13 protein-coding genes are annotated in these 14,439 nt (G+C 69.1%); 4 read left to right on the top strand and 9 right to left on the bottom strand.

Annotated elements, in window-relative coordinates:
• Nucleotides 1-160: 160 nt before the first annotated feature.
• The 5 genes from NGF19_RS26180 to NGF19_RS26160 form a co-directional block, all read right to left on the bottom strand.
• Nucleotides 161-928 (bottom strand): succinate dehydrogenase iron-sulfur subunit, encoded by a 768-nt coding sequence (locus NGF19_RS26180; protein WP_252427976.1) that lies wholly within the window; start codon nucleotides 926-928, stop codon nucleotides 161-163.
• Nucleotides 928-2,682 carry a succinate dehydrogenase flavoprotein subunit gene (gene sdhA, locus NGF19_RS26175; RefSeq protein WP_252427974.1) on the bottom strand — a complete coding sequence of 585 codons (1,755 nt, stop codon included), beginning with the start codon at nucleotides 2,680-2,682 and terminating at the stop codon, nucleotides 928-930. The genes NGF19_RS26180 and sdhA overlap by 1 nt, the downstream gene beginning before the upstream one ends.
• 19 nt (nucleotides 2,683-2,701) lie before the next feature.
• On the bottom strand, nucleotides 2,702-3,184 hold the full coding sequence (locus NGF19_RS26170) for a succinate dehydrogenase hydrophobic membrane anchor subunit (RefSeq protein ID WP_252427972.1): 483 nt from the start codon (nucleotides 3,182-3,184) through the stop codon (nucleotides 2,702-2,704).
• 5 nt (nucleotides 3,185-3,189) lie between these two features.
• Nucleotides 3,190-3,570, bottom strand: coding sequence for a succinate dehydrogenase, cytochrome b556 subunit (gene sdhC / locus NGF19_RS26165; protein WP_308288552.1), 381 nt, complete (start codon nucleotides 3,568-3,570; stop codon nucleotides 3,190-3,192).
• Between the two features lie 266 nt (nucleotides 3,571-3,836).
• Entirely contained in the window at nucleotides 3,837-4,454 is a 618-nt protein-coding gene (locus tag NGF19_RS26160) for a 2-oxo-4-hydroxy-4-carboxy-5-ureidoimidazoline decarboxylase (RefSeq protein ID WP_252427971.1), read from the bottom strand.
• Nucleotides 4,455-4,752: 298 nt separating this feature from the next.
• Between NGF19_RS26160 and NGF19_RS26155 the strand changes: the two genes are divergently transcribed.
• Nucleotides 4,753-6,348, top strand: a complete 1,596-nt coding sequence (locus tag NGF19_RS26155) for a beta-N-acetylhexosaminidase (RefSeq protein ID WP_252427969.1) — start codon at nucleotides 4,753-4,755, stop codon at nucleotides 6,346-6,348.
• A gap of 102 nt (nucleotides 6,349-6,450) precedes the next feature.
• On the opposite strand, the gene NGF19_RS26150 is transcribed toward NGF19_RS26155, so the two are convergent.
• Entirely contained in the window at nucleotides 6,451-8,031 is a 1,581-nt protein-coding gene (locus NGF19_RS26150) for an acyl-CoA mutase large subunit family protein (RefSeq protein ID WP_252427967.1), read from the bottom strand.
• Nucleotides 8,032-8,346: 315 nt separating this feature from the next.
• Here NGF19_RS26150 and NGF19_RS26145 point away from each other — a divergent pair, with 315 nt between their 5' ends.
• Nucleotides 8,347-9,162, top strand: coding sequence for a L,D-transpeptidase family protein (locus NGF19_RS26145; RefSeq protein ID WP_252427965.1), 816 nt, complete (start codon nucleotides 8,347-8,349; stop codon nucleotides 9,160-9,162).
• A 220-nt stretch (nucleotides 9,163-9,382) separates the two neighbouring features.
• Here NGF19_RS26145 and NGF19_RS26140 read toward each other — a convergent pair whose 3' ends face one another.
• The 3 genes from NGF19_RS26140 to NGF19_RS26130 form a co-directional block, all read right to left on the bottom strand.
• Entirely contained in the window at nucleotides 9,383-10,480 is a 1,098-nt protein-coding gene (locus tag NGF19_RS26140) for a hypothetical protein (RefSeq protein WP_252427963.1), read from the bottom strand.
• Entirely contained in the window at nucleotides 10,480-11,151 is a 672-nt protein-coding gene (locus tag NGF19_RS26135; protein ID WP_252427961.1) for an RNA polymerase sigma factor, read from the bottom strand. Before NGF19_RS26135 ends, NGF19_RS26140 begins: the two co-directional genes overlap by 1 nt.
• A 573-nt stretch (nucleotides 11,152-11,724) precedes the next feature.
• Nucleotides 11,725-12,879 carry a helix-turn-helix domain-containing protein gene (locus NGF19_RS26130; protein ID WP_252427959.1) on the bottom strand — a complete coding sequence of 385 codons (1,155 nt, stop codon included), beginning with the start codon at nucleotides 12,877-12,879 and terminating at the stop codon, nucleotides 11,725-11,727.
• Between the two features lie 432 nt (nucleotides 12,880-13,311).
• On the opposite strand from NGF19_RS26130, the gene NGF19_RS26125 reads away from it, so the two are divergent.
• Together NGF19_RS26125 and NGF19_RS26120 are read left to right on the top strand one after the other, a co-directional pair.
• Nucleotides 13,312-13,554, top strand: a complete 243-nt coding sequence (locus NGF19_RS26125; protein WP_252427957.1) for a DUF7848 domain-containing protein — start codon at nucleotides 13,312-13,314, stop codon at nucleotides 13,552-13,554.
• Nucleotides 13,554-13,967, top strand: coding sequence for a hypothetical protein (locus NGF19_RS26120; RefSeq protein ID WP_252427956.1), 414 nt, complete (start codon nucleotides 13,554-13,556; stop codon nucleotides 13,965-13,967). Before NGF19_RS26125 ends, NGF19_RS26120 begins: the two co-directional genes overlap by 1 nt.
• Nucleotides 13,968-14,439 lie beyond the last annotated feature (472 nt).

The raw sequence follows: 14,439 nt of genomic DNA, 5'->3' as shown, positions 1-14,439 counted from the left end.
GCCCCCACCCCTTCTTGAACGCGTTCAAAACGCTGTCGAGAAGACTGTAGCGCTCCTTTTGAACGCGTTCAACTCGTCAACTGGCCTGTGCCGCAACGCACATGGGCCCCGCTCCGGTACGAACCGGAGCGGGGCCCATGTCACGCTGGGACCGCGAGGGTCAGAGGCGGCGCGTGATCAGCGCACGCTTCACTTCCTGGATCGCCTTCGTCACCTCGATGCCACGCGGGCAGGCGTCGGTGCAGTTGAAGGTCGTGCGGCAACGCCACACGCCGTCCTTGTCGTTCAGCACCTCCAGCCGCTGCTCACCGGCCTCGTCACGCGAGTCGAAGATGAAGCGGTGGGCGTTGACGATGGCGGCCGGACCGAAGTACTGGCCGTCGTTCCAGAACACCGGGCACGACGAGGTGCAGGCGGCGCACAGGATGCACTTCGTCGTGTCGTCGAAGCGCTCCCGGTCCTCCGCCGACTGAAGACGCTCACGCGTCGGCTCGTTCGTGTCCTTCGTGATCAGGAAGGGCATCACGTCCCGGTACGCCTGGAAGAACGGCTCCATGTCCACGACCAGGTCCTTGAGGACCGTCATGCCCTTTATGGGCTCGATCGTGATCGGCTTGGCCGGGTTGATGTCCTTGATCAGCGTCTTGCAGGCCAGCCGGTTCTTGCCGTTGATCCGCATGGCGTCCGACCCGCAGATGCCGTGGGCGCAGGAACGGCGGAACGTCAGCGTGCCGTCCAGGTCCCACTTGATCTTGTGCAGACCGTCGAGGACGCGCTCCTTGGGGTCGATCTGGAGCTGGAAGTCCTGCCAGACCGACTCCGCCGAGACCTCCGGGTTGAACCGGCGGACCCGGAAGGTGACCGTGATGAGGGCGGCAGCCTTGGCCTGGGCCTCTGCCTCCGCCTTGTCCAGAACAGGGGTTGCCATCAGTACTTACGCTCCATCGGCTGGTAGCGGGTCTGGACGACCGGCTTGTAGTCGAGCCGGATGGACTCGGTGCCGTCGTCGCCCACCTCGCGGTACGCCATGGTGTGGCGCATGAAGTTGACGTCGTCTCGGTTCGGGTAGTCCTCGCGGTAGTGACCACCGCGGGACTCCTTGCGGGCCAGGGCCGACACGGCCATGACCTCGGCCAGGTCCAGCAGGTTGCCCAGCTCGACGGCCTCCAGCAGGTCCGTGTTGAACCGCTTGCCCTTGTCCTGGATCGCCACGTTCTTGTAGCGCTCCCGCAGCTCGGCGATCTTCTCGACCGCCGTCTTGATCGTCTGCTCGGTGCGGAACACCATGACGTTCGCGTCCATGGTCTCTTGCAGCTCGCGGCGCAGTTCCGCCACGCGCTCCGTGCCCGTCGACGCGCGGAGCTGCTCGATCTGGTCCACGACGAACTGCGCCGGGTTCTCCGGCAGTTCGACGTAGTGGGCCTTCTGCGCGTACTCGGCGGCGGCGATGCCCGCGCGACGGCCGAAGACGTTGATGTCCAGCAGCGAGTTGGTGCCGAGACGGTTCGCGCCGTGGACGGAGACGCAGGCGACCTCGCCGGCCGCGTACAGGCCCGGGACGACGGTGGTGTTGTCCGAGAGGACCTCACCCTCGACGTTCGTCGGGATGCCACCCATCGCGTAGTGCGCGGTGGGCTGGATCGGGATCGGGTCCGTGTACGGCTCGATACCCAGGTAGGTACGGGCGAACTCGGTGATGTCGGGCAGCTTGGCGTCGAGCTGCTCCGGCGGCAGGTGCGTGAGGTCGAGGTAGACGTGGTCGCCCTCGGGGCCGCAGCCGCGGCCTTCCCGGATCTCCGTGTAGATGGAGCGGGAGACGACGTCACGCGAGGCGAGGTCCTTCATGACCGGCGCGTACTTCTCCATGAAGCGCTCGCCGTCCTTGTTGCGAAGGATGCCGCCCTCGCCGCGCGCACCCTCGGTCAGGAGGATGCCCATGCGCCAGATGCCGGTCGGGTGGAACTGGAAGAACTCCATGTCCTCCAGCGGCAGACCCCGGCGGTAGACCGCCGCCTGGCCGTCACCGGTCAGCGTGTGCGCGTTGGAGGTGACCTTGAAGAACTTGCCGCAGCCACCGGACGCGTAGATCACGGCCTTGGCCTGGAAGATGTGGATCTCACCGGTGGCCAGCTCGTAGGCGACCACACCGGCGGACCGCTTGACGCCGTCCACCTCGGTGATGAGCTGGTCGAGGACGTAGAACTCGTTGAAGAACTCCACGCCCTCCTTGACGCAGTTCTGGTACAGCGTCTGGAGGATCATGTGGCCGGTGCGGTCGGCCGCGTAGCAGGACCGGCGGACCGGCGCCTCGCCGTGGTTGCGGGAGTGACCGCCGAACCGGCGCTGGTCGATCGTCCCGTTGGGCGTCCGGTTGAACGGCAGGCCCATCTTCTCCAGGTCGAGGACGGAGTCGATGGCCTCCTTCGCCAGGATCTCGGCGGCGTCCTGGTCGACCAGGTAGTCACCGCCCTTGACCGTGTCGAAGGTGTGCCACTCCCAGTTGTCCTCCTCCACGTTGGCCAGCGCGGCGGCCATGCCGCCCTGCGCGGCGCCCGTGTGGGAGCGGGTCGGGTAGAGCTTCGTCAGCACGGCGGTGCGGCTGCGCTTGGTCGCCTCGATCGCGGCGCGCATGCCGGCGCCACCGGCGCCGACGATGACGGTGTCGTACTTATGGATCTTCATGATTCTCGCAGCCCCGTGCCTAGCGGATGTTCGGGTCGAAGGTGAAGATCACCAGCGTGCCCAGCAGGATGGTGAACACCGTGGCGGTGTACAGGAGGCCCTTCAGCCACAGGCGCGTGTTGGTCCGCTCCGCGTAGTCGTTGATGACGGTACGCAGGCCGTTGGCGCCGTGCAGCATCGCGAGCCACAGCATCGCGAGGTCCCAGATCTGCCACCACGGGGACGCCCAGCGGCCGGCCACGAAGGCGAAGCCGACCTTGGAGACGCCGCCGTCGAGGACGAGCTGGATGAGCAGGTGGCCGAGGACCAGGACGACCAGCACGATGCCGGACAGGCGCATGAACAGCCAGCCGTACATCTCGAAGTTGCCGCGGGTGGACTTCGGGGTCTTCTTGGTGCGCTTGCGCGGCGGCTCGATGACCGGCGCCGGGTTGTCGACGTCGTACAGCGCGGCGCCCTCCACGGGGCCGATGCCGGAAGCGGTGGTCTCAGTCGTGGACATGTGCGTCAGCTCCCGAACAGTTCACGAGCGGCGTGGCCGAGGACGGGGTAGATGGCCCCGAGCATCAGCACGACCCAGACGCCCATCACGGTCCAGAGCATCTGCTTCTGGTAGCGCGGGCCCTTCGACCAGAAGTCGACGGCGATGACGCGCAGACCGTTCAGAGCGTGGAAGAGGATGGCGGCGACCAGACCGTATTCGAGCACGGCGACGATCGGCGTCTTGTACGTGGCCACGACCCTGTCGTAGGCCTCGGGGGAGACACGCACGAGAGCGGTGTCCAGCACGTGTACGAACAGGAAGAAGAAGATGAGGACGCCGGTGACTCGATGAGCCACCCAGGACCACATTCCTTCCCGGCCGCGGTACAGCGTTCCAGCCGGCACGGAAGAACCCTCCGGGAGCGGGGACTAGGGCCGCGCCGGCTTCTGTGTCGGTCGGGCCCGGCCGGGTACGGTCCACCGGCCCCCAGCATCCTAGCGACGGCCGGCCATGGGGCTCACGGCGGGTCTGGCTGTGTGATCAAACTGGCATGCAAAGGGGCACGTACGGGCTATTCGCGGTGTTATGGCCGGGCGATTCCTGGGGGTATGCGGGGATACGGCGCGGATCGCGCCGATCGTGTCGTCCGATTCCTGTGGGGCGCGGCGCGTCAAGGGCCGGAGGGGGTACGGTGCGCCGCGGGGTGTCCCCGGGCTCCGCGCACCAGGCGTGTCAGCCTTCCCCGGGCCAGGCGGCGCAGCTCCTCGGCGGCGAGCAGCCGCTCCTCCTCCCGGTCGTTCGCGAGGCGGCACCGGATGGCGAACAGGACCTGGTCGGCGGCCTCCTCGGGCGCGATGTCATCCAGACAGATGACGAACGTGTGCCCGAACCGACTCTCGTAGGCCGCGTGCGCCGCGCTCAGAGCCATGTGGGCCGCGGAGTACACGCCGTCGGGAAGTAGGGTCAGCGGCTCGGTGGCCAGGGCCTCGGCGAGGTCGGCGGGCGTGAGGTCGTACGCCGCCTCGTCGGCCGCGGCCAGCAGGGAGTCGACGTCCGGGTAGGGGCGGTGCTCGGCGACGCGACGGGCCCAGCGCAGGCTGCCGCAGCAGCTCAGCAGGGCGCGCCGGGCCTCGCCGACGGCCGCGGAGTTGAACCGCTCCAGGTCGGGCGGGGCCTGTATACGGTGGCGCGCGGGCGTGGCGGTGCGGCCGGGGAGGGACGGAAGACGGTGCGAAGGCAGCGTGGATCCTCGGCGAGTGGCGTGCATGACGTCCTGGGAACGGGACATGCGGGTCGGCAGGGGAGGACGAGGGGGACGCGGCGTCACGTTAGCGACGGCGGCCGGTCGACGGTCCGTCGACGGGGAGGATTTCACCCGTACGGAAGAGGTTCGGAACGTCTGGTGGACAGGCGGAGCGGACAGGGGCCATAGGTTCGGAGAGGGGGTCATGTACGGAGGTGAGTGACATGCGGGACACAGTCGGACGAATGCGCATACGGGCGGGTGTGGCAGGTCAGGCACGACGGAGACACACGGTCGGGACAACGGTCGGGACAGGGCCGTTCACAGGAAGAGGTGGGACGCGGTGACCGGCCGCAGGCGACGGGTTCCGGACAGGAAGACGTCCCGGAGGCGCAACGGGTTGCTGCTGGGCGGCGCGGCCGTCGTCGCGGGTGCCGTCGCCGTGACCGTGGCGCTCTGGCCCTCCGGCGACCGCTCGCCGAACGGGTCCGGTGCCTCGCTGGGCACGGCCTCCGCGACCTACCCCCTCTCCCACACCCCGCGCACCGTCCCCGCCGTCCGCGAGCACGTCCCCGCGCACGGTCCGGGCTGGCGGCCCGGCTCCGGCTCCCGGGTGGTCGTCGGCAGCGACTCCCTCGCCGGCACGGGCAGGCTGCTGGCCGACGAGCTGGGGATGGCGTACGCGGGGCGCGAGGGCGCCCGGGACGGCGACGTCGAACTGGACGTGGCCGGGAGCGGCGACCGCGAGTCGTACACGATGGCGGTCGAGAAGAACCGGGTGAAGATCACCGGTCCGGGTGAGGCGGGCGTCTTCTACGGCACCCGCACCCTCAAGCAGGAGGTGCGCGGCGGCGGCACGGCCCAGGAGGGCGTCGTGCGCGACGCGCCCGCCAAGCCCCGGCGCGGGTTCATGGTCGACATCGCGCGCAAGCCCTACTCGGCCGGCTGGATCGAGGACCGGGTACGGGAGCTGGGCGATCTGAAGTACAACGAACTCGGGCTGCACTTCTCCGACGACCAGGCCTTCCGTATCGAGTCCTCCTCGCACCCCGAGATCGTCTCCTCGCCGCATCTGACCAAGGCGGAGGTCAAGCGGATCGTCGACCTCGCCGCCAGCCGGCACATCACCGTGGTGCCCGAGATCGACTCGCCAGGCCACCTCGGCGCGGTGCTCGCCGCGCACCCCGACCTCCAACTGCGCAACGCCTCCGGCGCCCCCGTGCGCGGAGCGATCGACATCTCCAAGCCCGCCGCCGCGAAGATCGTGGACGATCTGCTGAACGAGTACGCGGAGCTGTTCCCCGGCTCCTACTGGCACCTGGGCGGCGACGAGTACCAGGCCCTGACGGTGTCCGACCCGGCCGCGTCCTTCCCGCAGCTCGCCGCCGCGGCGCGGGACAGGTTCGGGCCGCGGGCCGGTGTCGCGGACCTCGCGACCGGCTGGATGAACGACCGCGCGCGCACGATGCGCGGGCACGGCCGGACGATGCGCGCGTGGAACGACGGCTTCTACCGGTCGAGCGGGGTGGCACCGGACCAGGACCTCGAAGTCGCGTACTGGACCGGCAAGGAGATCGGCGCCCGGCAGCCCACGGAGTATCTGGGCACCGGCCGCAAGATGATCAACTACAACGACGAGTTCCTCTACTACGTCCTCGGCGAGCCGCAGACCTTCGTCTACCCCACGGGTCAGCGGATCTACGAGCAGTGGACCCCGCGCGTCCTGCGCGGCACGACCGCGGTGCCCGAGCGCTACGACGCGCAGATCCTCGGCGGCGTGTTCGCGGTCTGGTCCGACCGCGCGGGCGCGCAGACCCAGGAGCAGGTGGCGTCCGGGATCCGTATGCCGCTGCGGGCGACGGCCCAGAAGCTGTGGGACGCGAGAACCCCGTCGCTGCCGTGGAGCCAGTTCAAGGAGCTGGCGGACAAGGTGAGTTGACAGACGCGGCCGGTACGCAACATCCGGGTACGGGACACCCGGCCTCGGAACCGCTGGTTCCGGTGCCGGGTGTCCCGGTGCCGCGCGTGGTGACCGGTCGGCTCAGAAGACGTCCGACGGTACGTACGTCCCCCACACCTCGCGCAGGGCGTTGCACACCTCGCCCACCGTCGCGCGGGCCTTCAGCGCGTCCTTCATGGGGTAGAGGACGTTGTCCGTGCCCTCCGCGGCCTTCTTCAGATCGGCCAGCGCCGTGTCCACCGCCGCCTGGTCGCGCTCCGCGCGCAGCTTCGCGAGGCGCTCGGCCTGCTGGGCCTCGATCGCCGGGTCGACGCGCAGCGGCTCGTAGGGCTCCTCCTCGTCGAGCTGGAAGCGGTTGACGCCGACGACCACCCGCTCGCCCGCGTCGGTCTCCTGCGCGATGCGGTACGCGTTGTGCTCGATCTCGCTCTTCTGGAAGCCGCGCTCGATCGCCGCCTCCGCGCCGCCCAACTCCTCGACCTTGTCCATCAGTTCGACGGCAGCCGCCTCCACGTCGTCCGTCATCTTCTCGATGACGTAGGAGCCCGCGAACGGGTCCACCGTCGCCGTCACGTCCGTCTCGTACGCCAGTACTTGCTGCGTACGCAGCGCCAGCCGCGCGGACTTGTCGGTGGGCAGCGCGATCGCCTCGTCGAAGGAGTTCGTGTGCAGCGACTGCGTACCGCCGAGCACCGCCGCCAGGCCCTGCACCGCGACCCGGACGAGGTTCACCTCGGGCTGCTGCGCGGTCAGTTGGACCCCCGCCGTCTGCGTGTGGAAGCGCAGCATCAGCGACTTGGGGTTCTTCGCGCCGAACTCCTCGCGCATCACCCGCGCCCAGATCCGGCGCGCCGCGCGGAACTTGGCGACCTCCTCCAGGATCGTCGTGCGGGACACGAAGAAGAACGACAGGCGCGGCGCGAAGTCGTCCACGTCCATGCCTGCCGCGACCGCCGTGCGCACGTACTCGATGCCGTCGGCCAGCGTGAACGCGATCTCCTGCGCGGGCGACGCCCCGGCCTCCGCCATGTGGTAGCCGGAGATCGAGATCGTGTTCCACTTCGGGATCTCGGTCCTGCAGTACTTGAAGATGTCGGCGATCAGCCGCAGCGACGGCTTCGGCGGGAAGATGTAGGTGCCGCGGGCGATGTACTCCTTCAGCACGTCGTTCTGGATCGTGCCGGTCAGCCGGTCGGCCGGGACGCCCTGCTCCTCCGCCACCAGTTGGTAGAGCAGGAGCAGGACGGCGGCCGGCGCGTTGATCGTCATCGACGTGGACACCTTGTCCAGCGGGATTCCGCCGAACAGCACCCGCATGTCCTCGACGGAGTCGATCGCCACGCCCACCTTGCCGACCTCGCCGGACGCGATCGGCGCGTCGGAGTCATGGCCCATCTGGGTGGGCAGGTCGAAGGCCACCGACAGCCCCATCGTGCCGTTGGCGATCAACTGCCGGTAGCGCGCGTTGGATTCCGTCGCCGTGCCGAAGCCCGCGTACTGGCGCATCGTCCACGGGCGCCCCGTGTACATCGAGGGGTACACCCCCCGGGTGAACGGGTACGCGCCCGGCTCGCCCAGCTTCTCGGCCGGATCCCAGCCGTCCAGGGCCGCTGGCCCGTACACCGGCTCGATGGGCAGTCCGGACTCCGACTCGCGCGCCATGCTCTGTGCCTCCGCGTTGCTTCGAATACTCGGCTTGGTGATCTGGCTTCGGTGACCTGGCTTCGTTACCGGCCAGTACAGACGGCCCTCGCGACGGACTGTAGCGGTGGCCGCGCGACCGGTGGAGAGCCGCAGACTGGGACCTTGCTCACAACCATGCCTCGTAGTTCGCCGACGGTCACGCGCGGGAAACCTCTCGAAGGACTGTCGCGGACAGCATGTCACCGGCACCCTGGCCGGTGGCACCCATGGACACCGGTCGACCGCGACCGAGCGGACCGACGAGACGACGGGGGCGGTATGCGTACCAAGGTCATGGGGAGAGCACTTGTCGCAGTCGGCTCGGTCGCGGTGCTCGCCGCGACGGCCGCCTGCAAGGCCCAGCCGATGGGCACCGAGGGTACGGACGGGCAGGGCCGCTCGCCCGTGCATGTCGAGATCCCGCAGGCCACGCCCGGCTCCGGCGGCGGCACGCCGGGTGCCGCGCCCGCTGCCCCGGCCGCCGTCCTGTGGAAGCGCGGGGACTCGGGCCCCGGCGTCCGCGAGCTGCAGGCCCGGCTGCGGCAGGTGGCCTGGCTGTTCGACGGGCCCACGGGGTCGTACGACGACCTGACCGAGAAGGCCGTCCAGGGCTTCCAGGGCAAGCGCGGGCTGCCGCGGACGGGCGCCGTCGACGCCGTCACCTGGCAGCGGCTGCGGCAGATGACCCATGAACCGGGCAAGTGGGAGCTGTATCTGATGGGCGGGCAGCCGGCCGCCGCGCCGGACGCCCGCTGTCTGACGGGCCGCGTGCTGTGTATCAGCAAGGAGAGCCGGACACTGCGCTGGATGATCGACGGCCGGACCGTCTCGACGATGGCGGTTCGCTTCGGCTCGCAGCCCACACCCACCCGGGACGGTGTGTTCAGCGTCTACTGGAAGTCACGCCACCATGTGTCCACGCTCTACGACTCGCCCATGCCGTACGCGATGTTCTTCAGCGGCGGCCAGGCGGTGCACTTCTCGTACGACTTCGCGGCGCGCGGCTACTCCGGGGGCTCGCACGGGTGCGTGAACGTACGGGACGAGAACGCGATCGCGGCGCTGTTCTCCCAGGTGCGGACCGGTGACAAGGTCGTCGTCTATCGGTGAGACCCAGGGGTCCAGGAGAGGTACGGGGGCGCGGGCGGGACCGGGGGAACGTGTCCCGCCCGCGCCGATGCACCGAGCCGTGGGTACGGGGGGAACCCCGGCTCTGTGCGAGCGCCGATGACCAGTCGGCTCACTCAGTACTGCGCCGGGGCGGCCGAAAGTGTCACACCGTGCGTCACGGCAGGCGCGAAACGGGCCGGGAGACTTGGGAAACCGCAGGTCAGCGGGTGGTGGTGCGCCGGTCGGCGAGAGCGGACGCCGCTCCGGCGGGCCGGGCGACCGCGCTGTACGCCGGGCTCGGGCGGCCCGTCTCGCTCTCGCTCGGCGTGACCGGGTCCAGGGTGTGCGTGTCGGACGAGGTGTCGGTCCTGCCGCCCACGCCGCCGCGGCCGGGGCGTTGGTGGCTGTCGCCGTCACCGCCGTTGCCGTCCTGGTCGCCCTGGTCGTTCTCGTTGCCGCGGCCCTGCTGGTTCCCGTTGTGGCCGTTGCCCCGCCCCTGGTTGCCGCCCGTACCGCCGCGGTCGTCGCCGCCGTTCAGGACGCCCTTGCAGAACGCCCTGATCCGGCCGCTGCTGCCCGCGGCGTCCTCCAGGTCGCGCCGTCGGTCCGCGCCGAGTTCGCGGCCGTCGGCGATGTCGCGGCAGGAGGAGCGCACCGCGGTCCACCACGCGCGGGTCCGGTCCTGGGCGGCGTCGTCGGGGGAGCCGCCCTGCGGCTGCCCGGTCGCGGTGGCGTCCTCGCGCGCCTCGGCGGGGGAGGAGCCGTTCTTCTCGGGGTCGCCGCTCTTCTCGTCGGGCGGCGGCGCCGGGAGTTCGGTCTCCGTGTCGCCGGGCGTCGGGGTGGAGGTGAGCCGCTCCGGGGTCTCGGCGACCGACACGGACGTGGCGGGTCCCGGCTCGTGGTCGAACGGCGTCGGCAGGACTCCGGTGCCCGCCGCCACCGCGACCCCGCCGACCATCGCGGCGGCCACCGCGGCGGCCATCCCGAAGCGCACCGGACGCACCCAGCGGACCCGGCGCCCGCCCCGGCCGGGTTCCCCGAGCCGGACGACCCCGGCGTCGGCCACCCGTACGGAGGCGGCGCGAGCGGGCGCCGTCTCCGCGCCGTTCGCCTGGGCGGCCCGGAACGCGGCCAACGCGGCCTTCTCGCCCGGCAGTTCGACCTCGGGTATCGGGGGCGGTCCGGCGAGTGCGGCGAGGGCCTCGGCGATCCTCGCGGCGCGTGCGCGCGCGTCGGCGTCGATGGCGTCCAGCGGCTCGCCGCGCAGCAGACGCTCCGCCGCGTCGCTGTCCAGCCACTCGTACTGCTCGTCGGCCATCACATGTCCTTCTGCGTCCGCGAACGCCAATGCGTCACACCGGCGGGCGACACCGCGCGCCGTCGCACATCCCGCTGGGGAGGCATCGCGCCGAGTATGCCGGTCGATTCCGAATCCGTCCCGGGCCCCGCGCCGAGCAGCTCCGCGAGGCGCTTCAGACCGCGGTGCGCGGCCGTCCGTACGGCGCCGGGCCGCTTGCCGAGCGTCTCGGCGGCGCTCTTGGCGTCCAGCCCCACGACCACGCGCAGCACCACGGCCTCGGCCTGGTCCTGCGGGAGTTGGGCGATGAGGGAGAGCGTACGGCCGGTGGCGAGGGCTTCGAGCGCCTCGCCCGCCGTGTCCGACTCGGCGGGCTTCCCGGCCAGCTCGCTCTCGTCGCCGCCGATCGCGGGACGGCGCCCCCGCATCCGTATGTGGTCGAGCGCGCGATTGCGGGCGATCCGGGCGGCCCAGCCGCGGAACCGGTCCGCGTCACCGTCGAACCGCTCCAGATCGCGGGCGATCTGCAACCACGCCTCGGAGGTGACGTCCTCCGCGTCCGGCTCACCCACCAGCGTCCGTACGTATCCGAGGAGCCGCGGGTGCACCGCGCGGTACACGGTCCGGAACGCGGTCTCGTCCCCGCCCCGTGCCGCGAGTACCGCGGCCGTCAGCTCCGCGTCGTCCCCCACTACCCCGAACTGCCCCTCTGTGCGCCCGTACCGGCACCGCTTCGGCGGCCCGGGTCCTCGTTGACCGGTCGTCCGCGTCGGCGCGAAAGGCACGTTACGGGTTGAAACCGTCGGCCGTCCATGTCCCTCACACCGTACGGCCGACCCATGACAGCGCCGGGTGTGACAGAAAACGCATCCGCGACGCAGTAGAGAGTACGGGCCGCCGAGCGACCCGTACCGTGCGACGGCCGGGGCCTCTCCTGTGGGGGGTGGCGGCCCCGGCCGCCGCCGCTAGATCTCTTGCCTTGGTTTGTGGTGAACGGGAGACATCCCCGTTCCCGTGGCCAACGGTATGACAACACGTCAGGTACCTCAGGCGATTCTCCCCGGGTCTGCCGGTGTCTCAGGGCCGGTGGCCGAGGGAGCGGGAACGCGTGCCCGCGCGTCTGACCCCGGAAGCGGATGAACTCTTCGCACGGGCCGTACGGTTCGGACAGCCACCGGCACCGTGGAGGCCGTCGCAACTGGAAGCGTGACGCTCGGTCCGTCTGGAGGTCAAGCTGGGGCTGGTCCCCGAAAGTCCGTGAGGAATCAGACAGCGAGACCGGCCCTCCGAGCAATCCTGCTCAGACGTTCGTTACTCCGCTTGTGTTTGGATACCAGAACTCGGGTCAGTTCAAGGGATGTCGGGTGAACAGCGGCCATTTCGGGAGCCACCTCCCACGCCGTTTCAAGGCTTCCAAGGGTGCTGTCCTGGTCTCCCAAGGCGAGTTGAGAGCGTCCGAGGTTCAGATAGAGCGGCGCCACTCGCGTTGCCGGGAGAGTGAGGCCCTCTCGAATCAAGTCTTCTGCGGTATCCAATGCCCTGCGGTGCTGGTCCATGTCGGAGGCTGTGGAGATTACGTGGGTAGCCGTGTTCTCGGGGCCGAAATGAATTCCATGTTCGGCAATATCTTCGGAGAACTCGCCTGCGGCACGCCAGGCTGCCGCAATGTGGCGATCAGTTGTCTGCTTGTCCCTGAGCCGTCCGGCAAGGGTCAAGCCTCGCAGATGCAGAATGCCCAGACCGTACGCGCGATCCCGTCCGGTGAGTGTCGACTCGGCCTGGGCAATCGCACGGTCAATAACAGCCAGACCGCCAGAGAAATCGCCTGAGTTGAGGAACGTACCCGCGTCATCGCGTGCCGCAACGATGGCCGCAATGGGATCGGCCCGTTCAGACGCTACGCGCTGTTTCATGGTGGCCAATTCGGCAAGGTGCATCCACCTGTGACGCGCGGCTAGCCAATAGACGATCCCATAGACGTCGGCCACCAAAGTCCATGCCTTTGGTTGTCGCGTCAGATGAGCGTGGTTCGTAACCCGGGCAAGAACTCCAGGAAGCCTCTGGAGAACCTTGGAAAGCTCCGTGTTCCATCGGAGCTGGTTCAATCCATCGACTTCCCCTTGAAGCCTCTCCGGGCGCTCGGGCGGTTCTCCTGGGATGTCGAACCTGCGAATGACGTAGTTGAGTTCACTCAGGTTTGCTTCCGGTGCACTGCCCAGCAGTTCATCAAGAGTGAGGTTCATGGCCCGAGCAATGGCAGCCCCCACCCCTTGGGTGAGCGCCCGGTCCCCGACCTCGATCTTGCTCAGTAAAGACACCGACACCCCTGCCCTTCGGGCGAGGGCTACTTGGCTCAGTCCGTGCTCCTTCCGGCGCGCGGCCACGTTCGCGCCTGGTCCGGGTACCTGCGTAGCGCTCATACCTGGCGTCTTCCCCGCTCGGTGACGTTGCCACATCCATGTTCCCAAAACGTCGTGCACTGTGCCCGCCGACTGTGCAAGAAGTGTGCAAGTCGCCGGTCGGACAAAGACGTTCACTTAACGAGAGACCCCCGCGACGGGCGAACGTCCGGGGGCGTGGTCACCAACCGACAAGGGGTTGACGACAGTGCCCAAAGCTACATCCCAGCCGCCCGAGAGGCACCAGCGAGTGGAGGAGGAGACCGACGCGCTCCAGGTCGAGTACAAGACCTATGCGCCGAAGGGCGAGCAGTGCCGCAAGTGCCGGACGCCGTTCGGGAGTTTGGAGGTGGTCCGGAGGGTGCGGCCGAACGGTGAGGAGCCGTCCGGCCGCCCGTACGTGCATTACGGCATGTGCCCGGAGCCGGAGGCCGCGTCGTGTGGGAGGGACGCGTGAGGGCGCGGGCAACGTACCGGTTCCGTGAGCACACGCTGACGCCTGACCGGACCGAGGAAGCCGCCCCCAGCCTCTACGCCATGGTGTGCAAGGGGTGCGGGCAGCGCAGCGACGGCAGTGAGACTCAGGAGGACGGCTCGGACTGGGCTGCCGGTCATCTCAAGGCCAACCCGGGCCACTTGACCTACCAGGAAGTGATCACTCGCCCCTACCGGTTCGAGCCGGGAGCGTGGATCTGATGTTCCGGTGCACTGCCGAAGTCGAGTTGGACGACGACGTTCGAGTCCGTGCGGCGCTGATTCCATCCCCGCACATGGACATCGACTGGGCGCCGTTCGATTCGTTCCAGTGCGTGGTCGAAGGCGCGCCCCACGACCATCACGCGGCCTTCCTCCGCAGTGGCGCGAACACGGACCCGTGCACTGATGTCTTCCTCTGCTGGCGTGACGGCGAGGTCGCACAGTGGATCGAGGACGTCGAGGTCTGCCTGAAGAGGTCGAATCCCATGGGCTCGGGATGCACGATCTTCAAGGGCCACCCGGGGCGGTGCGACTGGCAGTACATCGACCCGTTGGACGTGGCCGCTCGGGCACAGGCTGACCAACTGATCAAGGAATGGCGCCTGTCGCACCGGTTCCGGACTCACGACTGACACACCCCTATGAACTCCCGCCTCTGCCGGACCAGCCGAATCCCCGACCTCACGGAAATTCGGACATGGCGGGGTCGGGGCAAGTCCCGATTCGGTCGCCGATGGCTCAGGGCGACCGAATCGGGCCCCGCGATGCAAGGTCAGGCCGTCCACCCGGACAGCCGTCACCCGAACAGGTGGCTATGGCACCTCGCCCAGACATGCCAGGGCAAGGAAACGAGGCTGATGGCATGTCCTACGGAACATCTCAGGTGCTGACGCCGCCGCATTGCCCCTGCTGCCCGAACCCGCCTCTGATGTGGAAGGACACGACCAGGATCACTGATCGTGACCCCGGCAACTGGTTCTGGTACTGCACCAGTTGCACTCGGTTCTGGCATCCCGACAAACAGGAGAAGGAGCTGTTTACGCATGGGTCACCAGGAAGGCAGGCCGGTTCCGTGCGGTTCGACCCCCGAGTGCCCCAGGACTA

The organism is Streptomyces macrolidinus, assembly GCF_023887685.1.
Classification (GTDB): domain Bacteria; phylum Actinomycetota; class Actinomycetes; order Streptomycetales; family Streptomycetaceae; genus Streptomyces; species Streptomyces macrolidinus.
Note: the sequence above shows the minus strand (reverse complement) of the source record. Positions and strands in the feature narration are given on the sequence as shown.

Coding starts and splice junctions, on each gene's coding strand:
- NGF19_RS26180 (WP_252427976.1), bottom strand. CDS start 928: ATGGCAACCCCTGTTCTGGACAAGGCGGAGGCAGAGGCCCAGGCCAAG.
- sdhA (WP_252427974.1), bottom strand. CDS start 2,682: ATGAAGATCCATAAGTACGACACCGTCATCGTCGGCGCCGGTGGCGCC.
- NGF19_RS26170 (WP_252427972.1), bottom strand. CDS start 3,184: ATGTCCACGACTGAGACCACCGCTTCCGGCATCGGCCCCGTGGAGGGC.
- NGF19_RS26160 (WP_252427971.1), bottom strand. CDS start 4,454: ATGTCCCGTTCCCAGGACGTCATGCACGCCACTCGCCGAGGATCCACG.
- NGF19_RS26150 (WP_252427967.1), bottom strand. CDS start 8,031: ATGGCGCGCGAGTCGGAGTCCGGACTGCCCATCGAGCCGGTGTACGGG.
- NGF19_RS26145 (WP_252427965.1), top strand. CDS start 8,347: ATGGGGAGAGCACTTGTCGCAGTCGGCTCGGTCGCGGTGCTCGCCGCG.
- NGF19_RS26140 (WP_252427963.1), bottom strand. CDS start 10,480: ATGGCCGACGAGCAGTACGAGTGGCTGGACAGCGACGCGGCGGAGCGT.
- NGF19_RS26130 (WP_252427959.1), bottom strand. CDS start 12,879: ATGAGCGCTACGCAGGTACCCGGACCAGGCGCGAACGTGGCCGCGCGC.
- NGF19_RS26120 (WP_252427956.1), top strand. CDS start 13,554: ATGTTCCGGTGCACTGCCGAAGTCGAGTTGGACGACGACGTTCGAGTC.